This window comes from Phycisphaeraceae bacterium (genome assembly GCA_019636795.1).
Lineage (GTDB): Bacteria > Planctomycetota > Phycisphaerae > Phycisphaerales > UBA1924 > JAHBWW01.
In genome coordinates this window covers 287,353-310,989 of sequence record JAHBWW010000005.1, presented here as the reverse complement: position 1 = coordinate 310,989, position 23,637 = coordinate 287,353, and the positions used below count along the sequence as shown (strand labels likewise).

31 protein-coding genes are annotated in these 23,637 nt (G+C 59.3%); 9 read left to right on the top strand and 22 right to left on the bottom strand.

Going from position 1 to position 23,637, the window contains the following annotated elements; all coding sequences use genetic code 11:
- Positions 1-2: 2 nt before the first annotated feature.
- From KF757_12280 to KF757_12250, 7 genes are read right to left on the bottom strand one after another with little or no spacing between them, the layout of a single operon-like run.
- Complete coding sequence (locus KF757_12280; protein MBX3323757.1) at positions 3-494, bottom strand: hypothetical protein; 492 nt, start codon at positions 492-494, stop codon at positions 3-5.
- Positions 491-967 carry a hypothetical protein gene (locus KF757_12275; protein MBX3323756.1) on the bottom strand — a complete coding sequence of 159 codons (477 nt, stop codon included), beginning with the start codon at positions 965-967 and terminating at the stop codon, positions 491-493. Before KF757_12275 ends, KF757_12280 begins: the two co-directional genes overlap by 4 nt.
- On the bottom strand, positions 964-1,488 hold the full coding sequence (locus KF757_12270) for a prepilin-type N-terminal cleavage/methylation domain-containing protein (protein MBX3323755.1): 525 nt from the start codon (positions 1,486-1,488) through the stop codon (positions 964-966). Before KF757_12270 ends, KF757_12275 begins: the two co-directional genes overlap by 4 nt.
- Positions 1,488-1,970 (bottom strand): prepilin-type N-terminal cleavage/methylation domain-containing protein, encoded by a 483-nt coding sequence (locus KF757_12265; protein MBX3323754.1) that lies wholly within the window; start codon positions 1,968-1,970, stop codon positions 1,488-1,490. Before KF757_12265 ends, KF757_12270 begins: the two co-directional genes overlap by 1 nt.
- Positions 1,967-3,175 (bottom strand): type II secretion system F family protein, encoded by a 1,209-nt coding sequence (locus KF757_12260; protein MBX3323753.1) that lies wholly within the window; start codon positions 3,173-3,175, stop codon positions 1,967-1,969. The genes KF757_12265 and KF757_12260 overlap by 4 nt, the downstream gene beginning before the upstream one ends.
- Entirely contained in the window at positions 3,172-4,854 is a 1,683-nt protein-coding gene (locus KF757_12255) for a type II/IV secretion system protein (GenBank protein ID MBX3323752.1), read from the bottom strand. Before KF757_12255 ends, KF757_12260 begins: the two co-directional genes overlap by 4 nt.
- A gap of 14 nt (positions 4,855-4,868) precedes the next feature.
- Entirely contained in the window at positions 4,869-5,279 is a 411-nt protein-coding gene (locus KF757_12250) for a PilZ domain-containing protein (GenBank protein MBX3323751.1), read from the bottom strand.
- Between the two features lie 363 nt (positions 5,280-5,642).
- Between KF757_12250 and rpsB the strand changes: the two genes are divergently transcribed.
- The 5 genes from rpsB to KF757_12225 all read left to right on the top strand — a co-directional run bounded on the left by rpsB (position 5,643) and on the right by KF757_12225 (position 10,465).
- Entirely contained in the window at positions 5,643-6,488 is an 846-nt protein-coding gene (rpsB, locus tag KF757_12245; GenBank protein ID MBX3323750.1) for a 30S ribosomal protein S2, read from the top strand.
- 104 nt (positions 6,489-6,592) lie between these two features.
- Positions 6,593-7,423 (top strand): translation elongation factor Ts, encoded by an 831-nt coding sequence (tsf, locus tag KF757_12240; GenBank protein MBX3323749.1) that lies wholly within the window; start codon positions 6,593-6,595, stop codon positions 7,421-7,423.
- Positions 7,424-7,532: 109 nt separating this feature from the next.
- Positions 7,533-8,114: a hypothetical protein gene (locus tag KF757_12235; GenBank protein MBX3323748.1), complete on the top strand. Its 582-nt coding sequence runs from the start codon at positions 7,533-7,535 to the stop codon at positions 8,112-8,114.
- Positions 8,115-8,333: 219 nt separating this feature from the next.
- On the top strand, positions 8,334-9,101 hold the full coding sequence (locus KF757_12230; GenBank protein ID MBX3323747.1) for a superoxide dismutase: 768 nt from the start codon (positions 8,334-8,336) through the stop codon (positions 9,099-9,101).
- A 368-nt stretch (positions 9,102-9,469) separates the two neighbouring features.
- A complete protein-coding gene (locus tag KF757_12225; protein MBX3323746.1) occupies positions 9,470-10,465 on the top strand; it encodes an HD domain-containing protein in 996 nt (331 codons plus the stop codon).
- Positions 10,466-10,468: 3 nt separating this feature from the next.
- On the opposite strand, the gene KF757_12220 is transcribed toward KF757_12225, so the two are convergent.
- Positions 10,469-10,897, bottom strand: a complete 429-nt coding sequence (locus tag KF757_12220) for a hypothetical protein (protein ID MBX3323745.1) — start codon at positions 10,895-10,897, stop codon at positions 10,469-10,471.
- An 88-nt stretch (positions 10,898-10,985) separates the two neighbouring features.
- Between KF757_12220 and KF757_12215 the strand changes: the two genes are divergently transcribed.
- From KF757_12215 to KF757_12205, 3 genes are all read left to right on the top strand, one after another.
- Complete coding sequence (locus tag KF757_12215) at positions 10,986-11,690, top strand: LON peptidase substrate-binding domain-containing protein (protein MBX3323744.1); 705 nt, start codon at positions 10,986-10,988, stop codon at positions 11,688-11,690.
- Between the two features lie 150 nt (positions 11,691-11,840).
- Positions 11,841-12,101, top strand: a complete 261-nt coding sequence (locus KF757_12210; protein ID MBX3323743.1) for a hypothetical protein — start codon at positions 11,841-11,843, stop codon at positions 12,099-12,101.
- Between the two features lie 6 nt (positions 12,102-12,107).
- Positions 12,108-12,617 carry a hypothetical protein gene (locus KF757_12205; GenBank protein ID MBX3323742.1) on the top strand — a complete coding sequence of 170 codons (510 nt, stop codon included), beginning with the start codon at positions 12,108-12,110 and terminating at the stop codon, positions 12,615-12,617.
- Between the two features lie 11 nt (positions 12,618-12,628).
- Here KF757_12205 and aroA read toward each other — a convergent pair whose 3' ends face one another.
- Positions 12,629-14,047, bottom strand: a complete 1,419-nt coding sequence (aroA, locus tag KF757_12200) for a 3-phosphoshikimate 1-carboxyvinyltransferase (GenBank protein MBX3323741.1) — start codon at positions 14,045-14,047, stop codon at positions 12,629-12,631.
- Positions 14,048-14,072: 25 nt separating this feature from the next.
- On the bottom strand, positions 14,073-14,396 hold the full coding sequence (locus KF757_12195) for a co-chaperone GroES (GenBank protein MBX3323740.1): 324 nt from the start codon (positions 14,394-14,396) through the stop codon (positions 14,073-14,075).
- 52 nt (positions 14,397-14,448) lie between these two features.
- Between KF757_12195 and KF757_12190 the strand changes: the two genes are divergently transcribed.
- The gene (locus KF757_12190) at positions 14,449-14,979 is read left to right on the top strand and encodes an adenine phosphoribosyltransferase (GenBank protein MBX3323739.1); all 531 of its coding nucleotides are present in this window, start codon (positions 14,449-14,451) and stop codon (positions 14,977-14,979) included.
- A 3-nt stretch (positions 14,980-14,982) separates the two neighbouring features.
- On the opposite strand, the gene KF757_12185 is transcribed toward KF757_12190, so the two are convergent.
- From KF757_12185 to KF757_12130, 12 genes are all read right to left on the bottom strand, one after another.
- Positions 14,983-15,606 (bottom strand): hypothetical protein, encoded by a 624-nt coding sequence (locus KF757_12185; protein ID MBX3323738.1) that lies wholly within the window; start codon positions 15,604-15,606, stop codon positions 14,983-14,985.
- Between the two features lie 2 nt (positions 15,607-15,608).
- The gene (locus KF757_12180; GenBank protein ID MBX3323737.1) at positions 15,609-16,220 is read right to left on the bottom strand and encodes a hypothetical protein; all 612 of its coding nucleotides are present in this window, start codon (positions 16,218-16,220) and stop codon (positions 15,609-15,611) included.
- Positions 16,221-16,246: 26 nt separating this feature from the next.
- Positions 16,247-16,900: a hypothetical protein gene (locus KF757_12175; protein MBX3323736.1), complete on the bottom strand. Its 654-nt coding sequence runs from the start codon at positions 16,898-16,900 to the stop codon at positions 16,247-16,249.
- Positions 16,897-17,529: a hypothetical protein gene (locus tag KF757_12170; GenBank protein ID MBX3323735.1), complete on the bottom strand. Its 633-nt coding sequence runs from the start codon at positions 17,527-17,529 to the stop codon at positions 16,897-16,899. The genes KF757_12175 and KF757_12170 overlap by 4 nt, the downstream gene beginning before the upstream one ends.
- Before the next feature lie 30 nt (positions 17,530-17,559).
- Positions 17,560-18,192 carry a hypothetical protein gene (locus KF757_12165; protein ID MBX3323734.1) on the bottom strand — a complete coding sequence of 211 codons (633 nt, stop codon included), beginning with the start codon at positions 18,190-18,192 and terminating at the stop codon, positions 17,560-17,562.
- A complete protein-coding gene (locus KF757_12160; protein MBX3323733.1) occupies positions 18,189-18,854 on the bottom strand; it encodes a hypothetical protein in 666 nt (221 codons plus the stop codon). The genes KF757_12165 and KF757_12160 overlap by 4 nt, the downstream gene beginning before the upstream one ends.
- Positions 18,855-19,035: 181 nt before the next feature.
- Positions 19,036-19,425, bottom strand: coding sequence for a PEP-CTERM sorting domain-containing protein (locus tag KF757_12155; protein ID MBX3323732.1), 390 nt, complete (start codon positions 19,423-19,425; stop codon positions 19,036-19,038).
- A 350-nt stretch (positions 19,426-19,775) separates the two neighbouring features.
- On the bottom strand, positions 19,776-20,396 hold the full coding sequence (locus KF757_12150) for a PEP-CTERM sorting domain-containing protein (GenBank protein MBX3323731.1): 621 nt from the start codon (positions 20,394-20,396) through the stop codon (positions 19,776-19,778).
- 344 nt (positions 20,397-20,740) lie between these two features.
- On the bottom strand, positions 20,741-21,367 hold the full coding sequence (locus KF757_12145) for a PEP-CTERM sorting domain-containing protein (protein ID MBX3323730.1): 627 nt from the start codon (positions 21,365-21,367) through the stop codon (positions 20,741-20,743).
- Positions 21,368-21,620: 253 nt separating this feature from the next.
- On the bottom strand, positions 21,621-22,112 hold the full coding sequence (locus tag KF757_12140; protein ID MBX3323729.1) for a dihydrofolate reductase: 492 nt from the start codon (positions 22,110-22,112) through the stop codon (positions 21,621-21,623).
- Between the two features lie 46 nt (positions 22,113-22,158).
- Complete coding sequence (locus tag KF757_12135; GenBank protein ID MBX3323728.1) at positions 22,159-22,731, bottom strand: PH domain-containing protein; 573 nt, start codon at positions 22,729-22,731, stop codon at positions 22,159-22,161.
- Positions 22,732-22,771: 40 nt separating this feature from the next.
- Positions 22,772-23,569, bottom strand: a complete 798-nt coding sequence (locus tag KF757_12130) for a thymidylate synthase (GenBank protein ID MBX3323727.1) — start codon at positions 23,567-23,569, stop codon at positions 22,772-22,774.
- Between the last annotated feature and the right edge of the window lie 68 nt (positions 23,570-23,637).

Genomic DNA, 23,637 nt, shown 5'->3' with positions numbered 1-23,637 from the left:
GCTCATGTGCCATACCTCGCACGAGCAAACGCGACCGAACGCACCTCCAGCCCCCCCGCTTTGAGCCTGACTTCAAATCGTTGAGCCTCCATCGGGTCTGCACCTGCATCAGTCCCATCGCTCCGAATGCTGCGCAGTTCGAACTCTTGCACACCGCGACAGATCGGTGCCGTGGCACCATCTTCAAAGCGCACGAGCAGAGTGTCACCACTGAGTTCAATCCCACGGCCGTCAGCAAATCGAACTGAATCCGAAGTCATACTCGCAATGTCAAGCGTCGCGACCGTTGGGCCAAGCGGAGCCTCGCGCAGTAAGCGCACAATGCGATCCATCGCGTAGCACGTTTCATCAACCACGCGAGACGCAGTCGCAGCCGCCGCGTACGAATCTGTCGAAGCGTTGATCACCGGCAGCGTGATCGCAGCGATCACCGAGAGAACCACCGTCGTGGCGACTGCTTCGACCAAGGTGAATGCCGATCGCACGCGGGTCATGGGTTGGGCTCCGCGAGCATCATGCTCAGAGGAATTGTCAGTTCACTCCCTCGCGCGGTTGGAACCTTTATCCGCACTGTCACCAACCGAAATAGATTCTCCGACGGGTTGGGCGAGACGGTGCTGTCCTGTCCGACAAGGCCGGAGATATCAACCGTTGCAGAAATCCTGCGACTCTCGTAAGGCGTCGTAACCCACTCGAGTCGCGACAAGAGTCCGGTGATTGGATCAGTGATATAGGTAGGCTCTGCGATCGCTTCGAGCCCATGCACACTGACATCGGCGAGGATTTGCTCCATGATCGCGCCTGAATACGACGTAGCCAGGCCGATCATCACGCGGTCCGCGCGCTCGCTCGATGCCGCTTCGAGCATCCTGACCGAAGGCGGAACCGCAAGTGCCACCATCACCGTGATGATCGCTGCCTCGATGAGGCTGAAACCGCGTCGCTGGAGTCGTGCATTTTGTTTCATTGCACAAGCCCCGTCATTCGATCGACCACGATCGATCCGCCATCCTTGATCTGAATCGAAAAGTCAAACGTCGCCGGCCCAAGATACGAGCCATTCGCCGCACGCCGCTCAAGCGAACCTTCGCTGGCAAACCAGACCGTACCCGATGTCGTAGAACCATCGGGAAGCACCACTTCAGCAATCGCAACGCCCGGAAAAAGATGCGACAGCACACACACAGGCTCCGGCGAACCCATTGCGTCAATCATCGGCAGCACACTCCCGCCCGGCGGCAGGCGCATCGGCTGCATCGAACCCGCATCAAGATCGATCTTCACTCCAACCGGATCACCCGAAGCCATCGCGTGCGATCGCGCAGACCGAAGCGTCAGCCCAATTTCCGCTAGCGCCCCTGCACGCCGCGTCTTGTCCATCTGCTCCAGTGCTGGCAGCACACTGGCTGCAAGGATCGCCAGCAGAACAGTGACCACTGTCACTTCGACAAGCGTAAAGCCTCGAATGTTGACGGGTGCAGGCTTCATCACAGTTCATTCGCGCCGGCCGATGCGCCGCCGCTTCCTGTTGTTGTGGTCTTGTCTTCGCAATTCGCGTAGAAGATCGCGACTGGTGGCGTGGCCGAGTTGTCAACGTAGTAATTCCAACCCGCGTTGAGCGGATTGATCACAGTGCGTGCCAGCGCGTGATTGCGCCTGACCGGCTGAATCCCGCCGACGCCGGTAAACGGATTGGCTCCTACCGGAGTGTGCAGAACTTCGCCATCCGCCAGGAGCTGCTCCAACGTCGGGAACGGGTCGCTGCCTTCGATGACCGCGCGAGTGCGATAGGCTGCGATCGAAGCGCGAACCCCGCCCAGCGTCGCCTCGAGCGAAGCGGTCTTCGCGTCCGATGTGGCCGACGCGAACTTCGGGATAACCACAGCAGCCAGAACTCCGATGATGATCACGACAATCATCACTTCAAGAAGTGAAAACGCACGCTTGAACATTGGCATGGCGATACTCATTGACTTGCTCCAATCAACTGCCACATTGGTAAAAACACCGCGAGGGCAACCGTCAGCACGATCACCGCCAGAAGGACCGTCATGATCGGTTCGATGACGGTGCTGATCCCCGCCGTCAGATGCGTGCCCTCACGCTCGAAGTGCTTCGAGATGATGTTCGACGACCGTCCGACTTCCTTCGATTCCTTGCTTGCCGCCAGCAGCCGCTGTGCAAAGGGTGGCAAGACAATTGACGATGTCACAACATCAGTCAGCGACCCTCCGCCGCGCAGCCTTGCGGTCAATGACCGACTCTCGAGCATCAGGCGGTGCGACCCCGACGCTTTGGCACTCACTTCAATCGCCTCGATCAGATCAATCCCCGCTCCGCATGCGATCGAGAGCACCCGGCAGAAGCGCGCGGTCGCGACCGCAGTCAGCAATCGCCCGAGATAAGGCACTTTCGAAAGAGCAGTCTCTATCCATAAGCGACCGCTCGACGACGCCCAACACTGCGCAATGCCGATGATCCCAGTGACTACAGCGCCAAGGTACACCCACCACCACGAACGCACTGACTCGCCCAGTCCCTGCACGATGCGGGTCGCAAGCGGCAGCGACACACCCGAAGACGCATACGTCGCAGCAAAACGAGGCACCACAAACCCAAGGATCACGAAGAGGGCTGCAGAGACCACAAGCAGCACAATCGCGGGATACGTCGCCGCTCGGCGCAATTGCTGGCGCGTCGCAACCTCGGCATCGAGCATCTCGGCCAGGTGCGCCGTCACCTCGCTCAGCATGCCGGAACTCTCCGCAGCCTGCATCGTCGCCACATACACCTCGCCGAGAACAAGCGCATGCTTCTCGATCGCCTCGCTGATCTTCGCGCCCGATTCGATGCGAAAGGCAATATCCGACATCAAAGCAGCCAGCGCCGGATTGCGCTCGTTCTGCGCCATCATCGTGAATCCCTGCGCCAGTGGCATGCGAGCATCGACAAGCACGCTCAGCTCGCGCGTCATCGCCGCAACTTCCGACCGCGAGATGCCGCGCCTGAACGCCGCGTCCCACTTCCACGCCGCCGCCGACGTGACCTTCAAAGGCGTCAGGCCCGATGCTGCAACTTTGCGGCATGCCTCCTGATCATCAATCGCGCTGAGCACACCGCGCACGCGCTTGCCAGCTGCATCCGCCGCGAGATAGTTGTACCTCAGCCCGCTCATGCTGCGATCCCCGGCCTGATGACAACCTCGATCGTCGCCATCAGCTTCTCGACCTCATCGATCGTTGTCTGCCCCATCATCGCTTTGGCAAGTCCATCCTGAAGCAGTGTCTTCATCCCGCTACGAATCGCTTCCTGCTGCAGGTCGACCTGCGTCGCGCCTTCCTCGACCATCCTGCGCAGATCGCTCGTCATCGAGAACAACTCATGAACGCCGAGCCGACCTCTGTACCCGGTGTTCATGCACCGCGTGCAGCCGATACCTCGGCGAAATGACGCTGACGGGTCTGTCACACCGAGCATGCGCAACCGATCTTCCGATGGCCTGTCCACCTCCGAGCAGTCCTGGCACACGCAGCGCACAAGCCGTTGCGCCAGCACACCCTGAATCGAACTGTTGATCGCGTAGACCGGAATCGCAAAGTCACGCATGCGCGCAACCGCCCCCACCGCATCATTCGTGTGCAGCGTCGAAAGCACCAGATGCCCCGTCATGGCGGCCTGCACCGCGATACGTGCAGTTTCCTCGTCACGAATCTCGCCCACAAGAATCACGTCAGGATCCTGCCGCAACATCGACCGCAGGGCGCTTGCAAACGTCAGACCGATCTCGGCATTGACCTGCACCTGACGCAACAGCGGCACGCGAATCTCGACCGGATCCTCGATCGTCATGATGTTGCGATCGGGCGAGTTGATCGCTGACAGTGCTGTGTACAACGTCGTGGTCTTGCCAGAACCTGTCGGGCCAGTAACCAGCACCATGCCGTGCGGACGATGGATGATCGCACTGAAGCGTGCACACACCTCCGGTGCCATGCCGAGTTCTTCGATGCGTGTGATCGACGCCGTAGGACGCAGCAATCGGCACACAACATTTTCGCCGTAGATCGTCGGAATGAGACTCAGACGAACATCAACAACATCCCCACCCTGCGCGAATCGGAACTTCCCGTCCTGAGGCCTGCGCGACTGTGTGAGATCAAGTTTTCCCATCACCTTGAGTCGCTGCACGATGCCCTGGTGCGCCGAAAGCGAGATGGTCTCACGCGTCCGCAGCACACCATCAACACGTACCCGAACGTGCAGCTCCCGCTCGTCAGGATTGAGATGCAGGTCGCTTGCTCCCGCCTCGATCGCCGCAGATATTAATTGATTGACTGCGACAACGTTTGGCTCGTCAGCCGTCGATGCCATGCCCGAAGGCGACTGCCGATCCTGTTCATTTGATTCATCCGAACTGCGCGAGAGTGAATACGCCCGCGTAATGAGCTTGCTCAACTCGGTCGAGTCACAGATCGCCGGGTCCACATCGCACCGCAGTTGCTGGCGAATCTGGTCGATCGCGCTTAAGTCCATCGGGTCATTGAGTGCAACCGTCGCCACCCCATCGAGCACGAACAATGGATACGCCTGCAGTTGCTCAGCCATCCGCCTTGGCAGCAGTTCCGCATTCCGAATGTTGACGTCCAGATGAGACAACTCGATATACGGATACTCGCACACCTTGGCCTTCGCAAGAGCCATTTGACGATGGTCGATCAGACGCAGGTCTAGCAGCGCCTCGGCCAGCGTCATGCTCTCGGCCCGGGCATGCTCACGCGCCCGCTCGTACGCTTCGGGCGCAATCTCGCCGTCGTCGATCAATGACTGAATGATAAACTCGGTGCTATCGAGCACGATGCATCCCCTTCTCAGTTTGAATCCTGATCGTCCATTCGGGCTGCAATGCGATGGATGATCGCCCGCTGCTCGTCTGTCACATCGACGAAACTCGTCCCGATGAGATACGCCGGGCGACGATCAGTCATGATCACGCGCTGCACACGCGCCTTGATATCGAGAATCGGCGACCCTTCGTCGTCCGCCAGCTCGCGCACGCGAACACGCAGCACTGCCATCCGAGGCACATACACATGCGTCATCAATCCAATCCCGCCCGGGCTGAAGTCCGTCAGTGTCGCACGAACCCATCCATCGCGCTCACAGATGTTCGAGCTGAAACGAACCATCGCCTGGTGCTCTGGGGCGATCGAAATGCTCGCTGGCAGGACGAGGTCCCGCCGGGCGTGCCGCCGCACAATCAATCCGCTCTCTTCGTGCATGTCGCCTCCGGGGTTCGGACAGAGAGTTCTCGAACCTCGGGAGCATCGGCGATAATCGCACCTGACTGAAGGACAACCCCCTTCATTTCACGCGTTACAACCCCACCAAACTGCACAATCCCCCGCATTTGACCCTTCACCCGCAACTTGCCCCGCTCCGATGCCTTCCTATACTGATGCATCGGCTCAGTTCGGGGAGCCGTTCTGGGGCGCGAGGCACGCCCCGGTGTGTTCACAATCAACCGTTCGGTCACCACTCACAGGACCGAACACAAACCAAGCGCCCTATGGCGTCGCGTTCGGTCCTCCCACAAGGACCGCCCCGATCTCGCGTCGCCGGTGTCGCTGACAGGATTCGTCATCATGGCAGACTCACTCGTTCAGGATCTCATCGAAGCAGGCATTCATTTCGGCCAGCGCGCCAGCGGCTGGAACCCGAAGATGCAGCCGTACATTTTCGGCAAGCGCAACGGGATCCACATCATCGACATCAAGGAAACCGTCAAAGGTCTCCTCCTGGCCAAGCGATTCATCACCCGCACCGTCGCCGATGGCAAGGACGTCTGTTTCATCGGCACCAAGCGCCAGGCCAAGACTGTCATCGAGCAGCACGCAGCCGACGTCAAGATGCACTACGTCACCGAGCGCTGGCTCGGCGGCACCCTCACCAACTTCCGCACCATCCGCTCACGCCTCAAGAGGCTCGAAGAACTTGAAGCCATCGAGGCCAACGACAACTTCCAGTCCTACTCCAAGAAAATGGAAAGCCAGCTCCGTCGCGAAATGCGCAAGATCAAGCGCAACCTCGACGGCATCCGCAACATGCACAAACTGCCAGGCGCCCTCGTCGTCATCGACGTTGTCCGCGAGCAGACCGCTGTCCGCGAAGCCCGCAAACTCGGCATCCCCACGATCTGCCTCATCGACACCGACGGCGACCCCGAACTGGCAGACATCCCGATCCCCGGCAACGACGACTCCATGCGCTCCATCGACGTGATCATGCGCGAACTGTGCAAAGCCGTCACCGAAGGCAAGCAATCACGGGCCGTGACCGAATCGGCATCGCCCGCCGAACCCTCTGCCCCCGGCGAACCCGGACAGCAGCGCCGCTCGTCCAGAGCACGCTTCCGGGCCGACGATAGTGGCACAGGTGCTGGCGAAGGCGATACCGATCGCCAGGCCGCATCTGCCACTGCCGATTCCTGATTCCTTTGCAGCGTTCACTGTCTCTGAATCCGAAATCCCTCCGGCCGATCATTTCCACGGCCCGAGCATATCAACCCACCTGACCAGACCCGTTGGGAGACTCCATGATGTCCGAAACGATCAGCCCCAAAGACGTGATGAATCTTCGTAACCGCACAGGCCTGCCGATGATGGACTGCAAGAAAGCCCTCGCCGAAGCCGGTGGCAACGTCGACACCGCCGAAGAACTGCTGCGCAAGCAACTCAAGGGAAAGATGGAAAAGCGAGTCGATCGCGCAGCTGGCGAAGGACGAATCGGCATCGCAATCTCCGAAGCAAGCGGTTCGGCCGCGATCGTCGAACTCCGCGCCGAGACCGACTTCACCGCCAAGAACGAAATGTTCGTCAACGCCACCAACAAGATCGCCGAACTCGTACTCGCAGCCCACGGCGCAGGTGAAGTTGCATTGCCCGCTCAGGCCACCGCGATCATCGACGACCTGCGCATCTCCACCGGCGAGAACATCTCCATCGCTCGCGCCCACAAAATCATCGGCGAATCTGGCACCACCGCTTACGGCCGATACGTTCACCACGACGGCAAGATCGGCGCGCTCATTCAGGCCGAAGGTTCCATCAACGATGAAACCCTCCGCCAGATCTGCATGCACGTCGTCGCAGCCGTCCCCAGGCCCGTCGGCGTCAACGCGTCGGACATCCCCGCCAACATCGTCGAAAAGGAACGCGCATTCCGCATCGAACAAGCAATGGAAAGCGGAAAGCCCAAGGAAATCGCTGAAAAAATGGTCGAGGGCGGCATGCGCAAGTTCTACGCCGAGATCGCCCTCATGGAACAGCCCTTCGTCATGGACCCCGCCAAGACCATCACCGAAGTAGTCGGCCCCAAGGCAACCATCCTCGCGTTCTACCGCTGGGAAGTCGGCGAACAGGCCTGATCAACCACTGACCACCTCTGGATATCCACCTGGGCGAGAGCACGAACACTCTCGCCCGGTTTCTTTTTGTATACTGCAAGCTGCCACTCGGTCCAAACCCGGAGAACCCATGCCAAAGCCCATCGAGCGCTACACCATCCGCCGTCAGTTCTTCAAGTTCCTCGGCGCCGCCTTTCATGTCTATGACGAGCAGGGCACGCTCGCAGGCTATTGCAAGCAGAAGGCCTTCAAACTCCGCGAAGACATTCGCCTGTTTACCGATGAGTCGCAGTCAACGCCACTCCTGACGCTCAAAGCCCGAAATATCATCGATTTCTCCGCGACCTACGACGTCCTGCTCCCCTCGGGCCAGCCACTCGGCTCGCTCCGCCGTAAAGGAATGATGAGTACCTTCGTCCGCGATGAGTGGACCATCTTCAACACTCAAACCCAACCAATCGCGACCATCCGCGAAGAAGGAGGGTTCCTCACCGTACTTCGACGTATCATCGAGATTGCCGCAACACTCTTCCCGCAACAGTTCACAGTGACCACCAACGATGGTCAAGCCATCGCAACTTTTCGCCAGCATTTCAACCCGTTCATCTATCGGCTCGGCGTCGCCATACACCAACCCGACGAGCAACTCGACGACCTGATGCTCCTCGGCGCCGCCTGCCTCCTCGCCGCGGTCGAAGGCCGCCAGAACTAGCCGCGGCGTATTCCGCGATCCTCCGCATACTCACACCGGCAAGGCAGCACCGATACCTCGATCCCCGTCATGCTCTGCGTGCCACAGAAGTCGGCTCTTCGACTTCGGTGCCGAGCGCACCCATCGTCGAGTACTCGTTCGCTTGAACTCTTTGAAAACACCCTACATCTGACGCTGAAATACCGCCAGCATTTGAATGCATAGCCTTCATCGAGATTCATGGAACGGAGGACCACCATCATGGAATCGATCAACCGTCGCGCAGCCCTCGGAACCATCGCAGGCCTCGGCGGCGCCGCCTCACTTGGCGCCCTCGCTCCAACCGCGTTCGCGGCTTCTCTCCTCACCGCCGACGACCTCGGCTGGGATGAAGAGAAACTCGAATACACCCTTCCCCCACTGCCCTACGCCCCCGAAGCCCTCGAACCCGCGATCGACCGCGAAACCATGACCATCCACCACAGCAGGCACCATGCCTCCTACGTCGCAGGCCTCAACCGCGCACTCAAAGTCCTCACCGACCTGCGCCACGGCAACGCCGACAGCGCCCTCATCAGTCACTGGTCAAAACAACTCAGTTTCCACGGCTCAGGGCATGTCAATCACACCCTCTTCTGGCTCGCTATGGCACCCCCGGCCAAAGGCGGAGGCGGAATGCCCAACGGAAAACTCGCTTCTCAGATCGAACGCGACTTCGGGTCCTACGAACAATTCGCAGCCCATTTCAAGGCTGCGGCCACAGCCGTCGAGGCTTCAGGCTGGGCATGGTTGGCCTGGGAACCCATCGCTCGCCAACTCCTTGTGCTCCAGATGGAAAATCAGCAGAAACTCCTCATGACAGGTGTTATCCCCATACTCGGGATCGACGTCTGGGAGCACGCCTACTACCTCAAGTACCAGAATCGCAGGGCAGACTACGTCGACGCCTTCATGACCGTGATCAACTGGGGCTGGGCTGCGAAACGGTTCGAAGCAATGCGACCCTGACAAATAACGTATATTAATGCCGGGTTCCAGACCAGATCCCCCTATTTCTGGGTATCGGTCGCTGCTTTGGCGTGCCTGAATGCCCCGGAACGATCCCATTCAGCCACAAACTCGCCCGACTCAGCCAAAAACTTTGCCCATTTCCTTGCCACTCTCAAATCTTGTGGCATCTTATGGGTGTCTTGTCTCTCTCTCCTCCTATGACTCGGCTGCGGGCGGAAACACGTAGCCGGGTTTTCTTTTTTTTGCACTTCGCCTGATCGCCCAAGCACTCAGCACATCTCACGGCTTGGGTGCCCGCGCTCTCTACCCGGCTGCAACCCCCTGCTCGGCTGAAGTCGCTTTCACTCCCGCCTATCCTCCCCGCAATGACACAAACCAAACGACTCACGCTGCGCGAACTGACCCCCTCGGTTCGCATCGAAGGCCCGTTCTCGATCTCCAACGCACAACTCGGGCGCACACGCAACGACAAGCCCTACCTCCGCTGCCTCATCGGCGATAAATCCGGGCAGGTGCCCGGCCGAATGTGGTCCATCGAGGAAGCCGCCTTCGAGTCCCTTCCCCGCGAGGGCTTCGTCTGGATCGAAGGCGAAACCCAGGCCTACCAGGGCGAACTGCAACTCATCATTCACGCCATCAACTCCATCGAACCCACCCCCGAACAACTTCGCGATCTCATGCCATGCTCGTTGCGACCGGCTGGCGAGATGTTTGACGAACTTGTCGCGCTCCTCGGCAAGGTCCAGCACCCGGCCATGCAAGCCCTCGTGGCGGTCTATCTCGAAGATGAGTTTCTCATGGATCAGTTTCGTACTGCCCCGGCTGCCAAGAGCCTGCATCACGCCTACCTCGGCGGCCTGCTTGAGCACACACTGGCGCTGATCAACCTCGCCTACGCCGTGTGCCCGCTGTATCCACGGATCAATCAGGATCTTGTCGTCGTCGGGCTGTTCCTGCACGATCTTGGCAAGACACGCGAACTCGCATTCGACAGCACATTCACCTACACCGATCGCGGCGAACTCGTCGGGCACATCGTCGAAGGTGCGATCATGCTGCACGACAAAGTGCAGACACTCATGCGCGAAAAGGGCGTGCGACTCCCCAATTCCGTCATGACCGTGCTTCAGCACATCATCCTCTCGCATCACGGCGTGCCCGAGTTCGGCGCTGCCAAGATACCCTCCACGCCCGAAGCGATCCTCGTCTCGCTGCTCGACAACGTCGATGCCAAGACCACCATCGCCCTCGATGCTGCGCGCCCGGTCATCGCGGCAACCGCAGACCTCGGCGGCAACTTCACCGAAAAGCAATGGGCACTCGACACCAAACTCTTCAAGCCGGACCCGTTGAGCAAGTAACACTCAGCCCGAGGCCGCGCGTTCTGCACCCGACTGATCTTCAGCTATCGACAGGCACCACGTCGGACCCGATACGGTCTGACCGCCGATGCGCGCCGTACGAATCGCTCCACGCGATCGCCCCGGGCGAAGATGCACTTCATCCCAAGGCACACTCGCTGCCCCTACCCCAAAGATGCGCACCAACTTGGCCGGCATCAGATGCAGGTGTCGCTCATCAACCACGACATGTACGCACAGCCCCATATTGGCCAACCCGAATGAGAAACTCTGAAAGTTGCGCCTCACCGCATCGGGCATCGGCTCCACGAATGGATAGCGAACCGCCAGTGCACCCAGTGAGTTCCGAAACGCCGCGCGAACGATGATCGGCAGCAGGATCAGATCGAAGACGACGACCGCCCCAATAATGATCCAGACAGTGTTTGGCATGGTTTCGAAGTACCCTCGTTCCAGGTCGATTCGCACCCGATCATCTGCCACGCGAACCCGGGCAGCCACTCGGCGTAAACTATAAGATATGTCCGACGGACAGGCCATTTCGGTAAACTTTGCCCGGGATGTCCCCCTCTTCCCGCTCGATGCCATTGTCCTCCTGCCTCAGCAGGTTCTGCCCTTGCACATTTTTGAGCCGCGATACCTCCAAATGGTCGCCAGATGCCTCGACGGCGCAGGCCAAATCGCATTGGCCGTCATCGATGATGCCCTTCCGCCACCGACCGATGGGCCTCCGCCGCTCAAGAATGCAGTCTGCATCGGCCAAATCGTCCAGCACGAAACCCTGCCCGATGGTCGTTACAACATCCTTCTCCAAGGTATCTGCCGCGCACGCATCGTTCGCGAATCTCCCCCACCCGAAGGCCAACTCTTCCGCGCCGCACGCCTCGAACCGATCGGTGAACCAAACCCCGACGCTGCCCATCTCGACCACCTCCGCGAGTGGATCCAGACCGAACTTTCCGAAGGCTCATTGCGCCACCTCGCTCTGGCCGAGCACGTCGCCGAATACGTCCGCGACGACCATGTACCCAACGCTGCTGTCTTCGAGCTCATCTCCTTTGCTCTTCTGAGCGATCCGCACACACGCTATCGCCTGCTGGCCGAGGGCGACCTCGATCAGCGAGTGCTGATTCTGGAGCGGGAACTCAAACAACTCTCCACACTGATCTCGCGGATAGAGCACCAGAAACCAAACGAATGGCCAAAGGGTTGCAGCTGGAACTAACAAAACCAGATCGTTCCGCACGTTTTTCAGTATGGTTGTGAAGATGTTCGGAACACTACGACCATTTCGCAGGTTCTTGTCAGGAGACAGGCGAGCACGACGGAAGTCTGCTGGAGACGCTTCCGAATGATCGTTGATAGGAGGTACACCATGAAGTTTCGCATTCGTCAGACAAGTGCAGTTCTCGGCCTCGGCGGCCTCCTGCTGCTCGGCACCGGTTGCAACAACGCAGCCCAAGGCGGCCTGATCGGTGCCGGCGCGGGCGCACTGGGTGGCATGGCGATCGGTTCCCTCTCGGGCAACATGGGCAAGGGTGCAGTCATCGGAGCGGTGGCCGGCGGGCTCGGTGGAGCCGTCATCGGCGACCAAAACCGCAGACGCGACCAACGCGATCATTACTCCGACTATTGATCTCCCGTGCTCGCCCGACTACTCATGATCGGATGTCTGACCGCGTCGTGTGCAGCGCTCCACGCCTGCACCACGACCCGGCGAGATGCTGCGCGCGACGCAGTCGATCAACACAAGGCGCCGATCTCAATCTCGGACTTGGCCTGGCTCGCAGGCGTCTGGGACCCCGCAGACGAAACCACCAACGCCATCGAAGTCTGGGCCAGCCCTGATCGCGGCTCGATGCGAGGCTTCAGCATCACACCCAATGCCGATTCGTTTCGTTTCTATGAACTGCTTTCCATCGAATCCATCAACGGCACGCTGACCTACCTCGCCAGCCCACGCGGGCGTGTGCCCGCCACTCACTTCCCGTTAACCGAGCACTCGAGTTCGCATGCCGTCTTCGAGAACCTCCAGCACGATTTCCCGCAGCGCATCATCTACCACCGCGAAGGTGACTTGCTTCACGCACGCATCGAAGGCATCGTCAACAACCAGGCACGAACCGCCGAGTGGATTTGGAAAAAACGCTAGCCCGCTCGCAGTCAATCATACAACTTCGCAAACTCGCGCCAGAACGTCGGATATGTCTTCGCGACGCACTGCGGATTCCTGATCGACACGTTCGGTCTTCGCAGCCCCACCAACGCAAGCGACATCGCCATTCGATGATCGTCGTACGTTTCGAACTCTATCGGCTCAGCGCCCGTGTCGGTCCACGACGCGATCGGTTCGATCGGAGGCGTCAATGTCATCACGTCCGAATCGCTGTTGACATCGCACGCGATCGTCACCCCAAGCCGCCCGAGCTCGCGCTGCAAGGCGTCGATGCGATCGCATTCCTTGACACGCAGCGTTCGCACCCCTCGCAAAATCGACGTCCCGCCCGCAAACGCGCAGCACACCGCAAGCGACATCGTCGCATCGGGCATGTTCGACATGTCGGCAAGCGTCGGCCCGAGCGACTGCACGCCACGCACCTCGACCCATGGCGGCTGCTCATCGCTGCGCCGAATCACTGCTCCCATGTTCGCAAGCTGATCGACGAACGCTGCATCCCCCTGCGAACTGCTCGGGCTCAGTCCCACCACTCGCACACACCCGCCCGGGATCAACGCCCCCGCTGCCCACCAGTACGTCGCACCGCTCGCGTCCGGCTCGACTTCTTCGTCAAACGCCTTGAGCCCCGGCAGCACGCGAATGATCCGCATCTGCTCACTCAGACGTACATCAACTCCAAGCTCTTCGAGCATCTGCACCGTCATGCGCACATAAGATGCACTCGTCGGCTCGGGCCCAAGATTGAACGTCAGGCCATGCGGCAGACACGAAGCCGTCATCAGCAGACCCGAAATAAATTGGCTCGACTGCGTCCGCCCGAACTCGATCATGTTCACGCTCGGCACGCCATCCTTCGGCGGCACAATCCTGATCGGCGGGCACCCCGTCGCGCCAAGCTCCTGCACCTCCGCACCAAGAGTGCGCAGCGCCGCGATCAACTCCCCCATCGGCCTCGCACGCATCCGTTCATTGCCATCAATCGTGATCGGCCCCGTCGAGAGCAGTGCCGACGCCGCCAGAAACCGCGTCGCAGTACCCGCATTGTTCAGAAAGATCTCGACTCCCTCAGCCGGCACCTTCCAACGCCCGTCGACGCCAGTAATCCGAACAGCCGTCGCATCCGTCCGATCAACTCGCGCCCCAAGACACGCAACCGCATCAAGCATGCGTTCCGCATCGTCGGCTTCCACCAGCGCGTGCCGCACCACGCTCACACCCTTGGCCAGTGCCGCCAGCAGGATCAGTCGATTCGTCAGACTCTTCGACCCCGGCGGCCGAATGCTGACCACCGATTGCGCCCGTGCCACACCTCGCACGATCGGCGGAATAGGCAGCGGATCGGGAAGGTCCGCCAAAGGCCCGTTCATCGCGCCGAGAACAGCATCTCGATCTACTCCCCCCACGTCCCCCCACCCTCGGCCCAAGCCATCACTTCGATTCCTTGCGGAACACCGCCACCACATCCTCAACGGGAATCACGAAGAGCCGGTTATCGCCCTCGAAATCCACCGGAATCCCGTGCTTTGGATTGAACAGCACCCGGTCGTACTGCTTGATCGGATAGTCATCGTCATTGGCAACCTGCGCCGATATCGCAACCACGCGCCCAGTCAACGTCGGAATCTCGATCTTGTCAGGAAGGTGAATCCCAGTCTTCGTCTGCTTCTTGTCTTCATCCTTGCGAAGCAGAATTCGGGCGCCAATCGGCTCCACGGTTTCAAGTTCAGGACTTTTCGCGCCACTCTGTGCCATGCCCAAGGATAGGCCTCACGCGACAACCCCTCAGGCGTGATATCCTCTGTCTATGCACGACCTTGCACGCTTTATCCGCGACGTGCCCAACTTCCCCAAGCCAGGCATCGTCTTTAAGGACTTCACGCCCCTGCTCGCCGACCCCGCCGCGCTCGCACTCGCCGTCGAACTCATGGCCAACCCATACCGCGGCAAAGGCATCGACCTCGTCATCGGTGCCGAAAGCCGCGGCTTCATCTTCGGCATCGCAATCGCCCAGGCACTCTCGGCCGGTTTCGTCCCCATCCGAAAGCCCGGTAAACTCCCACGCTCCGTCCACGGAGTCGACTACGCCCTCGAATACGGCTCAGACCGACTCGAAATTCATTCAGATGCTCTCGGCGTCGGCCAACGCATCCTCCTCGTCGACGACCTCATGGCGACCGGAGGCACCATGCGTGCTTCCTGCGAACTCGTCAAGATGTCCGGTGCCGACATCGCCGGCATCACCGTCCTCATCGAACTCAACTACCTCGATGGCCGCAGCAAACTCCGAAACTATGGCGAGCTCCACTCCGTCATTCAGTACGACGGCGTGGAATGACACTCAACGTTTGCGCCGAAAACCCGTCAGTCCTGCCAGCAGCAACACACTGACAGCCCCCGGCCCCGGAATCACGTTTGTCGTCGCGCCCACAAAAACAAGCGATGTTCCCGGATTGTTCGGCGCAACGATGCTGAACCCATCATTCACATGAGGGTAAAAGGACAGACCGCCAAGCGGGTGCGGGTCTCCCGGCGTATACGTAACTCCACCCAGAATGTCCCCCACAGTCACATCAAACTGAAAGAGCATGATCGGATTCGACTGGTCCGCCCATGGTGGCGCACCAAACAAGTTCGCCAACTGCCCGCCGGAAACGCCAATCACATCGGGTCCATCTACTGTTCCATAAGTACGAAACCCAACCCAGTTGGGAAATACCGTGCCGTGGTTCGTCACAACCCGTTCCCTCCCATCCGTCGCGAATCCACCGATTCCAAACCCCGCGATGGCGCTTTGGCCTTGAATGAACGGCAGACCCTCAATCTTCGCCCAAAACTCGACCGTGTACGTGCCGCCCTGCTCCACCGTCGCCGGCGCTTCGGTCCAGATCGTGAAGACCTGACCATGCACAACCGAGCACACCATCGACGATACAGCCGCCAATGTAATCCTACCGCTGCACATTGTCATCGCCTCCTTCGCCAAAACCCAACCCCAACCCCGACCGCCGCCACACTCATCGGCCCGGGAACCACAATCGTTGTCGCCGAGAGCATGATAACATTCGAACCATCGGGCTCCGCTGCCACCACATCGAACAAGATCCACGATGGATAAAAATTCATTGCAATATCACCAGGTCGAGGCACTGCGCCGATCGTCACACTTCCTGCGCCACCAGCCGTGACGTCAATCGAGAACAGCAACAGCGGATTCTCAAGAGTTGGCGTGAACTTGCACAACAACGGACACGACCACTGCATGCCACTGACATTGACAAGGTTGGTCCCATCGACGGTGCCTTCACTTCTGAAAAACCTCGCCCACTCCGCCAGCGTTGCCTGCGACAGGCTCGCAATGTTGCCCGTACCAGCCACATCAATCCTAAAACCCGCCACAGCACTGTCGCCGCTCACCCACTGCGGGCTCTCGACCTGTCCCCAGAACTCAACCGTATAGACCTCGCCGCTCAGCACTTGTGCCGGCGCACTGGCCCAGATCGTGAACACATGAGCCGAAGCCGCACTCGACACCAGCAACACACCGGCTGCACACATCATCCCTTGACTCAACCGCATACAACACCCCCAATTCATCAGATTGTTCAAGAGCGACGCCGACCCAATCCGTAGCCAACTGCGACAAGCCCGAGGATCGCTGATCCCGGCGCAGGAACCACCGAAGTCCAGCCCGACAGATGCAAGGCGGTATTGGTGTCATTCGGCGCAACGATCGATGCTCCATCCCACATATTCGGATAGAAGAAAAGCCCACCATTGATGTTCGGGTTGGCAGCGGTAAATGAGATTTCATCAAGCGGCCCCGACGCCGTCGTGAAATCGAATGTGAACAGCGGAATCGGATTGCGCACATCCGGAGGATACGGCGGAAAGACAATGCCAAAAGGCAACTGCCCACCCGAAGTTCCAAGCACATTGTAACCGGCCACAACTCCAAGCGTGCCGAACTGCTCAGCCCAGAATTCAATGCTGACATTCGAAACCGACACGATGGAATCTGCACCCGCAAGATTCAGCACGTCAATCCCGAATCCCGCCATCATCGAAACGCCTTCGACATACGCCGGGCTCACAATCCTTCCCCACACCTCTAGCGTGTATGTGGTGTTCGGCGCTAGCACATGATCTGGCCCTTCGATCCAAATGTAAGCATTGTGAATCGCCTGCCCCGCCGCTGCACTGACAGCAAAGACCATTCCCGCGCACGCCGCCATTGTCTGACTACGCCTGCCCTTCATCGCTTTCTCCTCGCCATCAATGCCAGCCCGAGCACGCTGCCCACCAAAACCCCAGGCCCCGGCACAATTAGAACCGTCGCGCTCAACAGGACCAGGCTCGTCCCCGCATCGTTCGGCCCGATGATCGACAATCCATCATCCCAACTCGGATAAAACGACAGCCCCCCATTGATATTCGGATTGCCAGGCGTGAACACCATCTCGCCCCACTCTCCAGCCGTAGCCAGAATTGTAAACAGCAGAATCGGATTACCTCGATCCCCTTCGCAGTCACCAATCCAGCAGTCGCCCCAGTGACCATCATGCAGCTGCCCGCCGCTCGTCCCGACAACATTGAAGCCTTGCACAAAACCATTGATCCCGAATCCCGCAGCCCACTCCGAGATCTGCCCCATTTCAACATTCGAAATCTCGCCAGTTCCCAGCACATCAATGCCGAAACCCGCGATCATGCTTGTGCCCTGCACCCACTGCGGACTTTGCACCTGGCCCCAGATCTCGACCGTTATACTCTCGCCTGGCAGCGCCGTGGCTGGAGCCTGCGCATAGATCGTGAACACGTGCGGATCGGCAAGCGCACCCGTCGCAACCGCGCCGCACACTGCCATCGTCAAGATCTTCTGATTCATGTTGTTCCTCGTTCACTTAGAAACGAAAAATCATGCTCGCCTGCGACGCGACAAAAGTATCGCTGCCCCTGCCCCAACAAGCACCGTTGCCGGTGTCGGAATAATGATCGTGGTCGCGCTGATCGTGTGCAGACTCGTCCCCGCATCGTTGGGACCCACAATCGACGCGCCGTCAGTGTCAACTGGATAGAACGACATTCCCCCGTTGATGTTCGGGTTCGCAGGCGTAAACGTCATCGAGCCTTCAAGCCCCGCTCTCGCTTCGATGGTGAACAGCAGCACCGGATTACCATACTCCCAGCACGGCGGAAACCAGCAATCTCCAAACAAAAGCCACAGTTGCCCGCCGCTTGTCCCGAGCACATTCGTACCGCTCACCGTGCCGTTCGTGCCGAATCGTTCAGCCCACCATGCGAACTCTCCCATTGCAACATTCGAAATCGCGCCGGTTCCCAGCACATCAATGCCAAAGCCCGCGACCATGCTTGTGCCCTGCACCCACAGCGGACTATGCACCTGGCCCCAAATTTCGACCGTGATCGTCTCACCTGGCAGCGCCGTCGCTGGGGCCTGCGCATAAATCGTGAACACGTGCGGATCAGCAACTGCGCCAGACGAAATCACAGCCCCGGCAAACGCAATTAATGCTCTCTGTGCGTTCATACATCTTCCCCCTCGATCGTCGCAACTTTGAACCGCTGCCGTCGCGCAAGAGCCAACCCCAACACCACGACCATCAACCCCGGAGCAGGAATAATCAATGTCGTCGCACTGATCAGATGTAGACTCGTTCCCGCATCGTTCGGCGCGACGATCGTTGCGCCATTCGAAGCATACGGATAGAACGACAGCCCGCCAAAATAATTTGGATGCGCCGGCGTGAACTCCATCGTCCCGGCATCACCCGCTTCAGCTGTAAACCAGAACAGCATGATCGGGTTCGCAAATTCCTCCGATGGCTCGACCGGATTGATGATTGGCGGAAAAATCTGGCCGCCGCTTGTTCCGAGGATGTTCATTCCAACCACGTTGCCATTCGTACCGAAATCCAGCGCCCAATGCGCAATCGTCGTGCCGCTGACGCTCGTCACAGCTCCGGTGCCAAGTACATCGATACCGAAGCCAGCAACCGCGCTGACATTGTGCACCCACAGCGGGCTTTGCACCTGGCCCCAGATCTCGACCGTGAATGTCTCGCCAGGCAGAGCCGTAGCCGGAGCCTGCGCATAGATCGTGAACACGTGCGGCTCGGCAACCGCGAACGAAGTCGCCCATGCCAGCATCCACACAGCGAAATTCCGACGCATTGGCTCACTTGCTTTCATGGCGCACCCTCCGGGCTCAGCGGCCACGAACGGGCACCGCACCCCTATACAAAGTGCCCCAAGTTCACAGTTTGGCAAGGAACTTTCCCGGATTACCGGGGTTGGGCAGACAAAAAGACAGCCCCGACCGCGGACGATCGGGGCTGCGTGATTGAACTAACTCAGAGTAGGACCAGAGAGATTAGCGACGACGACGGGCCGCCATGGCGCCGAGGCCGAGGAGGGCCAGCGAAGCCGGGGCGGGGATAATCCTTGTTTTCGCGCCAATCAACGTCAGGGTTGTCCCCGGCATGTTGCTGTTGATCGAGGGTCCCATCGTCGCATCCGGGTAATAACTCAGTGCTCCTTCTGGATGTGGCTGCCCGGGGGTATAGATGGCCTGGCCTTCGAACATCGCTCTGACTTGGAAGGAAAACAACAGAATAGGATTACTCATATCGACATCGGGGTTGAGGAAGCCAAAAAGATTTGCAAGCTGACCTCCGATCACTCCAACCAGGCTTCGACCAGATGCCGTCCCGGGGTTAGCAAGGGAATCGAGAGATTCAAACTCTGCAAGTGAAGCAAGCATGAACCCCCCATTCCCCGATGCGAGAGCTGATATCCCGAACCCTGACATAGCACTGAAACCATCGATAAATGATCCGCCGACTACCTGGCCGTAGAGCTTGACCGTGTACACATTACCTCGGACGACGGTTCGAGGTGCATCGACAGAGATCGTAAAATCCTGGCCAGAGCAGCATGCGGCCGCAACTCCCATCGCAAACACAAATGAGGGCAGTTTCATATAAATTTGCTCCTATGTGCGGTCTAGCAGTGCACTGGACATGCCAGATTCATTTGCTCAAGAAAGACAGCCCCGATCGGGAAACGACCGGGGCTGCGTGGTTGATCTAACTCAGAGTAGGACCAGAGAGATTAGCGACGACGACGGGCCGCCATGGCGCCGAGGCCGAGGAGGGCCAGCGAAGCCGGGGCGGGGACGACGAACGTCGAAGCGCCGATGAAGTTCAGCGAGGTGCTGGGATCATTGGGAGCAACGATCGAAGCACCGTCCTGGCTGTCCGGGTAGAAGGACAGGCCGCCGTTGACGTTCGGGTTGCCAGCGGTGTAGGTGATGAAGCCACCAGCGCCCGCGGTCACATCAATGGTGAACAACATGATCGGGTTGTTCTGATTGATGTTGGGGTTCAGGAAGCCGAAGAGGTTGGCCAACTGGCCACCGATGATGCCAGTCACGTTGCCGCCACCAGCGACGCCAGTGTTCGAACCGAACAGGAGGCTGGCGTTGATGCTGGCGGTGCTGACGCCGGCGATGTTGCCGGTGCCGAGCGCATCAAGACCGAAACCAGCGATTGCGCTGGTACCCACGCCGGTACCATTGATGAAGCGGGCGTCGCTGAACTCGGCCCAGAACTCGACGGTGTAGGTGTCACCGGGGTTCACCACTGCCGGAGCAACGGCGTACACGGTGAAACCACCAGCCATGGAAGCACCGGCAAGGCCGGCAACAGCTGCGATCGCAAACAGATTCTTCATGTCAGACTCTCCTCTCAAGAGATTTGGTGTCCATTCAACTTGAATGGCCTGTGTTCCTCCCCACGTCTCGGATGGGGTGCACCAACAAGATATCCGATTCCTAGGAACGGTTCAACCCCTGAATTCGAGTTTTGCCAACAACTTTTGAAAATAATTGCGCTTTGTGACGACCCACTCTCAAAATTTCCCCTCGACCGGGTAGGTAAGTCACCATTCTTGGTTATTATACCCTATATCTGTGCGAGAGCATTTTTACACCCCAAGTCCGCTATAACAAAAAGAAGAGGCCCCGATCAGGTGATCGGGGCCTCCGAAAGTCGATTCAGATCAACCGACCGCGGTGATTAGCGGCGACGGCGACCAGCGACCATGCCGCCGAGGCCGAGGAGGGCCAGCGAAGCGGGAGCCGGGATGATACGAGTCGAAGCGCTCAGCAGGGTGAGGGTCGTGCCCGAGTCATTCGGGGCGATGATCGACGCGCCGTCAGTGCTGACGGGGTAGAAGGACAGGCCGCCGTTGACGTTGGGGTTTGCAGCCGAGTAGGTGATCGTGCCGAAGAACCCGTTGGCAACGGTCACATCGAAGGAGAACAGGAGGATCGGGTTGCTCATGTTGATGTTGGGGTTCAGGAACCCGAACAGGTTGGCGAGCTGGCCACCCGAGGTACCGACGATGTTGGCGCCCTGGATGGTGCCAGCAGTGCCGAAGCCCGAAGCCCAGCTAGCGATGACCTGATTAGCAACGCCGCCGACGCCGGCTGCACCAGCCGAGGCGACCGCGTCGATGCCGAAGCCGGACATCGCACTGGTGCCCTGCACCCACGGAGCGCCACTGACCGAGCCCCAGAACTCAACGGTGTAGGTAGCGCCCGGAGCGACCTCATTCGGGGCGACAACGGAAATCTCGAAATCCTGAGCGGAAGCAGCAGCTGCAAGACCCGCAACGACGATAAGAGCGATTGCATTCTTCATGAAAAATCTCCTCACATCTCTACTCTGGTGGTGAACAATCAACCACGATACTTGTGAAACGAACGATTCGTTCCTGACCCACACTGGAAGGTACACGCGCCCGCAAAAGCGGCAACCTGTTTCACAAGACGATTTTGACTTTTTGCACTTTCCACCCCACCAGACACAAACTGATGCGTACATAGTCCGTACAAATAGTGCCAACCGCCGGCCATCGCCGCCTGGGCAATGTTCCGAGAAGTCCTGACTGAGGTTATGACCCGGCTTTGTCGCTCTCGATCATTTCCCGTTCCAGAACCTGGATCACAAATTCGGGAGTGTGATCACCCTGTGGTTCATAGCGAGACTCGCGCCTCACTTGCCACTCGGGCCCCAGATCCGGAAAGGTGGCGTCCCCAGCAGGTTCGAGATCGACCACTGTTCTATAGATACGTTGAGCCAGAGGCAGAGCCATGTGATAGATCTCTCCCCCGCCGATGACGAAAGGCTCGGGATCGTCCGCACAAAGAGCAAGTGCGCGCTCTAGGCTGTGCACAATTCGGACTTCGGGCGGGGCCTCGAATTCGCTCTGCGATGTCAACACGATATTGAGCCGCCCCGATAGGGGCTTTGTCGGGAGGCTCTCCCAGGTCTTGCGTCCCATAATGACAGCATGACCCATGGTGGTCCGGCGGAAGTGCTGAAAGTCAGCGCGAAGACGCCACGGGATCGAGCCCATGTTCCCGATAACCCGGTTCCGACCCATGGCAACGATCATGGAAAGAGGCACAGGCGAGGATAGGGCCCTGGCGTCAGTCGTGGGGTTTGCGGTCGGACAGAAGGCATGTTTCGATGCGGGCCAGGATGTCACGGATTTCGCGGAGGTAGGCCTGGTCGCTCCCGGTTTCATTGGACGCTGAGGGCGTCGGGGTCGGCAGGGGTGCCGTTCGGCCGACTGACTCGACCGCATCTTTTTGTGACAAGACAGCATCCCGGAATTCCATCGTGTCGATGATGCCGACCATGCTGACCAGATACCCGGTGGCTGCGCCGCCCGAACCTGCGGTCTCGACCCTGAAGCCCTGGAGATTCATGGCCCGCATGATCGGACCTTGAAACATGGCCAGGTCCGTGATCTTGTCGAGCGGGATGGTCTTTTCCACGCGATTGAGCCACCCCTTACGAAGAATGAGCGACCGCTCGGTGAGCTCGCAACTGATGCGATCGAGGTAGCGTCTGAGAATCGGGCGAAGAACGATCAACAGAATCGGCAGGACCACCACCCCCACGATCGAGAAGACACAGATGATGACCGTACTCACCATCCAGTAGTTGATAACCTTGTCGTCGAATTGGGCCCGGCGGAGAATGGCGTCCTGTCGCATGCCTGACAGTGTACAAAACCTTCGTTACCCGCGCTTCGGCTCAGACCGCGACGGGAGCCTTGATGTGCGGGTGCGGGTCATAGGCAGCGATCTCGATGTCTTCAAAACGGAACGCAAAGATGTCGCACACTTTGGGGTTGAGTTGAAGGACCGGCAACGGTCGCGGCGTGCGCGAGAGCTGTTCGCGAGCCTGATCGACATGGTTGGCATAGAGATGCGCGTCACCAAGGGTGTGAATGAACTCGCCGGGCGCGAGGCCTGCAACCTGAGCGATCATGTGCGTCAGGAGCGCATAACTGGCAATATTGAAGGGCACTCCAAGGAACACGTCGGCTGATCGTTGATACAACTGGCAGGACAATCGGCCTGCGGCGACGTGAAACTGGAACAAACAGTGACACGGCGGCAGGGCCATGCGCTCGACATCCGCAGGATTCCATGCTGTGACGATGAGACGCCTCGAGTCGGGGTTCGTGCGGATCTGCTCGACGACCCCGGCGATCTGATCGATCGACGCTCCGTCGGGCTTGGCCCAACTTCGCCATTGATGGCCATAGACCGGGCCGAGGTCACCGGTCTGCGGGTCGGCCCACTCGTTCCAGATGGTGACGCCGACATCCTGAAGGGACTTGACGTTGGTCTCGCCTCGCAGGAACCAGAGGAGTTCGTGGATGATCGAGCGTGTGTGGAGTTTCTTGGTGGTGACGAGCGGGAAGCCGGCTGCGAGGTCAAAGCGCATCTGATGGCCGAAGATCGCGAGCGTGCCCGTGCCGGTGCGGTCCTGCTTGCGAACGCCGGTGTCGAGGATGCGCTGGAGGAGTTCGTGGTATTGGTGCATCGTGGGATAGTAGAAGAATTGATGAGAGGCGGGCCTTGACGTATTCCTTTATGGGAATATGATACGAT

Bases quoted from the DNA above. Each gene is read 5' to 3' on its own strand.
- KF757_12280 (MBX3323757.1), bottom strand. From the start codon at position 494: ATGACCCGCGTGCGATCGGCATTCACCTTGGTCGAAGCAGTCGCCACG.
- KF757_12275 (MBX3323756.1), bottom strand. From the start codon at position 967: ATGAAACAAAATGCACGACTCCAGCGACGCGGTTTCAGCCTCATCGAG.
- KF757_12270 (MBX3323755.1), bottom strand. From the start codon at position 1,488: ATGAAGCCTGCACCCGTCAACATTCGAGGCTTTACGCTTGTCGAAGTG.
- KF757_12265 (MBX3323754.1), bottom strand. From the start codon at position 1,970: ATGAGTATCGCCATGCCAATGTTCAAGCGTGCGTTTTCACTTCTTGAA.
- KF757_12260 (MBX3323753.1), bottom strand. From the start codon at position 3,175: ATGAGCGGGCTGAGGTACAACTATCTCGCGGCGGATGCAGCTGGCAAG.
- KF757_12250 (MBX3323751.1), bottom strand. From the start codon at position 5,279: ATGCACGAAGAGAGCGGATTGATTGTGCGGCGGCACGCCCGGCGGGAC.
- rpsB (MBX3323750.1), top strand. From the start codon at position 5,643: ATGGCAGACTCACTCGTTCAGGATCTCATCGAAGCAGGCATTCATTTC.
- tsf (MBX3323749.1), top strand. From the start codon at position 6,593: ATGATGTCCGAAACGATCAGCCCCAAAGACGTGATGAATCTTCGTAAC.
- KF757_12235 (MBX3323748.1), top strand. From the start codon at position 7,533: ATGCCAAAGCCCATCGAGCGCTACACCATCCGCCGTCAGTTCTTCAAG.
- KF757_12230 (MBX3323747.1), top strand. From the start codon at position 8,334: ATGGAACGGAGGACCACCATCATGGAATCGATCAACCGTCGCGCAGCC.
- KF757_12225 (MBX3323746.1), top strand. From the start codon at position 9,470: ATGACACAAACCAAACGACTCACGCTGCGCGAACTGACCCCCTCGGTT.
- KF757_12220 (MBX3323745.1), bottom strand. From the start codon at position 10,897: ATGCCAAACACTGTCTGGATCATTATTGGGGCGGTCGTCGTCTTCGAT.
- KF757_12215 (MBX3323744.1), top strand. From the start codon at position 10,986: ATGTCCGACGGACAGGCCATTTCGGTAAACTTTGCCCGGGATGTCCCC.
- KF757_12210 (MBX3323743.1), top strand. From the start codon at position 11,841: ATGAAGTTTCGCATTCGTCAGACAAGTGCAGTTCTCGGCCTCGGCGGC.
- KF757_12195 (MBX3323740.1), bottom strand. From the start codon at position 14,396: ATGGCACAGAGTGGCGCGAAAAGTCCTGAACTTGAAACCGTGGAGCCG.
- KF757_12190 (MBX3323739.1), top strand. From the start codon at position 14,449: ATGCACGACCTTGCACGCTTTATCCGCGACGTGCCCAACTTCCCCAAG.
- KF757_12185 (MBX3323738.1), bottom strand. From the start codon at position 15,606: ATGTGCAGCGGTAGGATTACATTGGCGGCTGTATCGTCGATGGTGTGC.
- KF757_12180 (MBX3323737.1), bottom strand. From the start codon at position 16,220: ATGCGGTTGAGTCAAGGGATGATGTGTGCAGCCGGTGTGTTGCTGGTG.
- KF757_12175 (MBX3323736.1), bottom strand. From the start codon at position 16,900: ATGAAGGGCAGGCGTAGTCAGACAATGGCGGCGTGCGCGGGAATGGTC.
- KF757_12170 (MBX3323735.1), bottom strand. From the start codon at position 17,529: ATGAATCAGAAGATCTTGACGATGGCAGTGTGCGGCGCGGTTGCGACG.
- KF757_12165 (MBX3323734.1), bottom strand. From the start codon at position 18,192: ATGAACGCACAGAGAGCATTAATTGCGTTTGCCGGGGCTGTGATTTCG.
- KF757_12160 (MBX3323733.1), bottom strand. From the start codon at position 18,854: ATGAAAGCAAGTGAGCCAATGCGTCGGAATTTCGCTGTGTGGATGCTG.
- KF757_12155 (MBX3323732.1), bottom strand. From the start codon at position 19,425: ATGCTTGCTTCACTTGCAGAGTTTGAATCTCTCGATTCCCTTGCTAAC.
- KF757_12150 (MBX3323731.1), bottom strand. From the start codon at position 20,396: ATGAAGAATCTGTTTGCGATCGCAGCTGTTGCCGGCCTTGCCGGTGCT.
- KF757_12145 (MBX3323730.1), bottom strand. From the start codon at position 21,367: ATGAAGAATGCAATCGCTCTTATCGTCGTTGCGGGTCTTGCAGCTGCT.
- KF757_12140 (MBX3323729.1), bottom strand. From the start codon at position 22,112: ATGGGTCGGAACCGGGTTATCGGGAACATGGGCTCGATCCCGTGGCGT.
- KF757_12135 (MBX3323728.1), bottom strand. From the start codon at position 22,731: ATGCGACAGGACGCCATTCTCCGCCGGGCCCAATTCGACGACAAGGTT.
- KF757_12130 (MBX3323727.1), bottom strand. From the start codon at position 23,569: ATGCACCAATACCACGAACTCCTCCAGCGCATCCTCGACACCGGCGTT.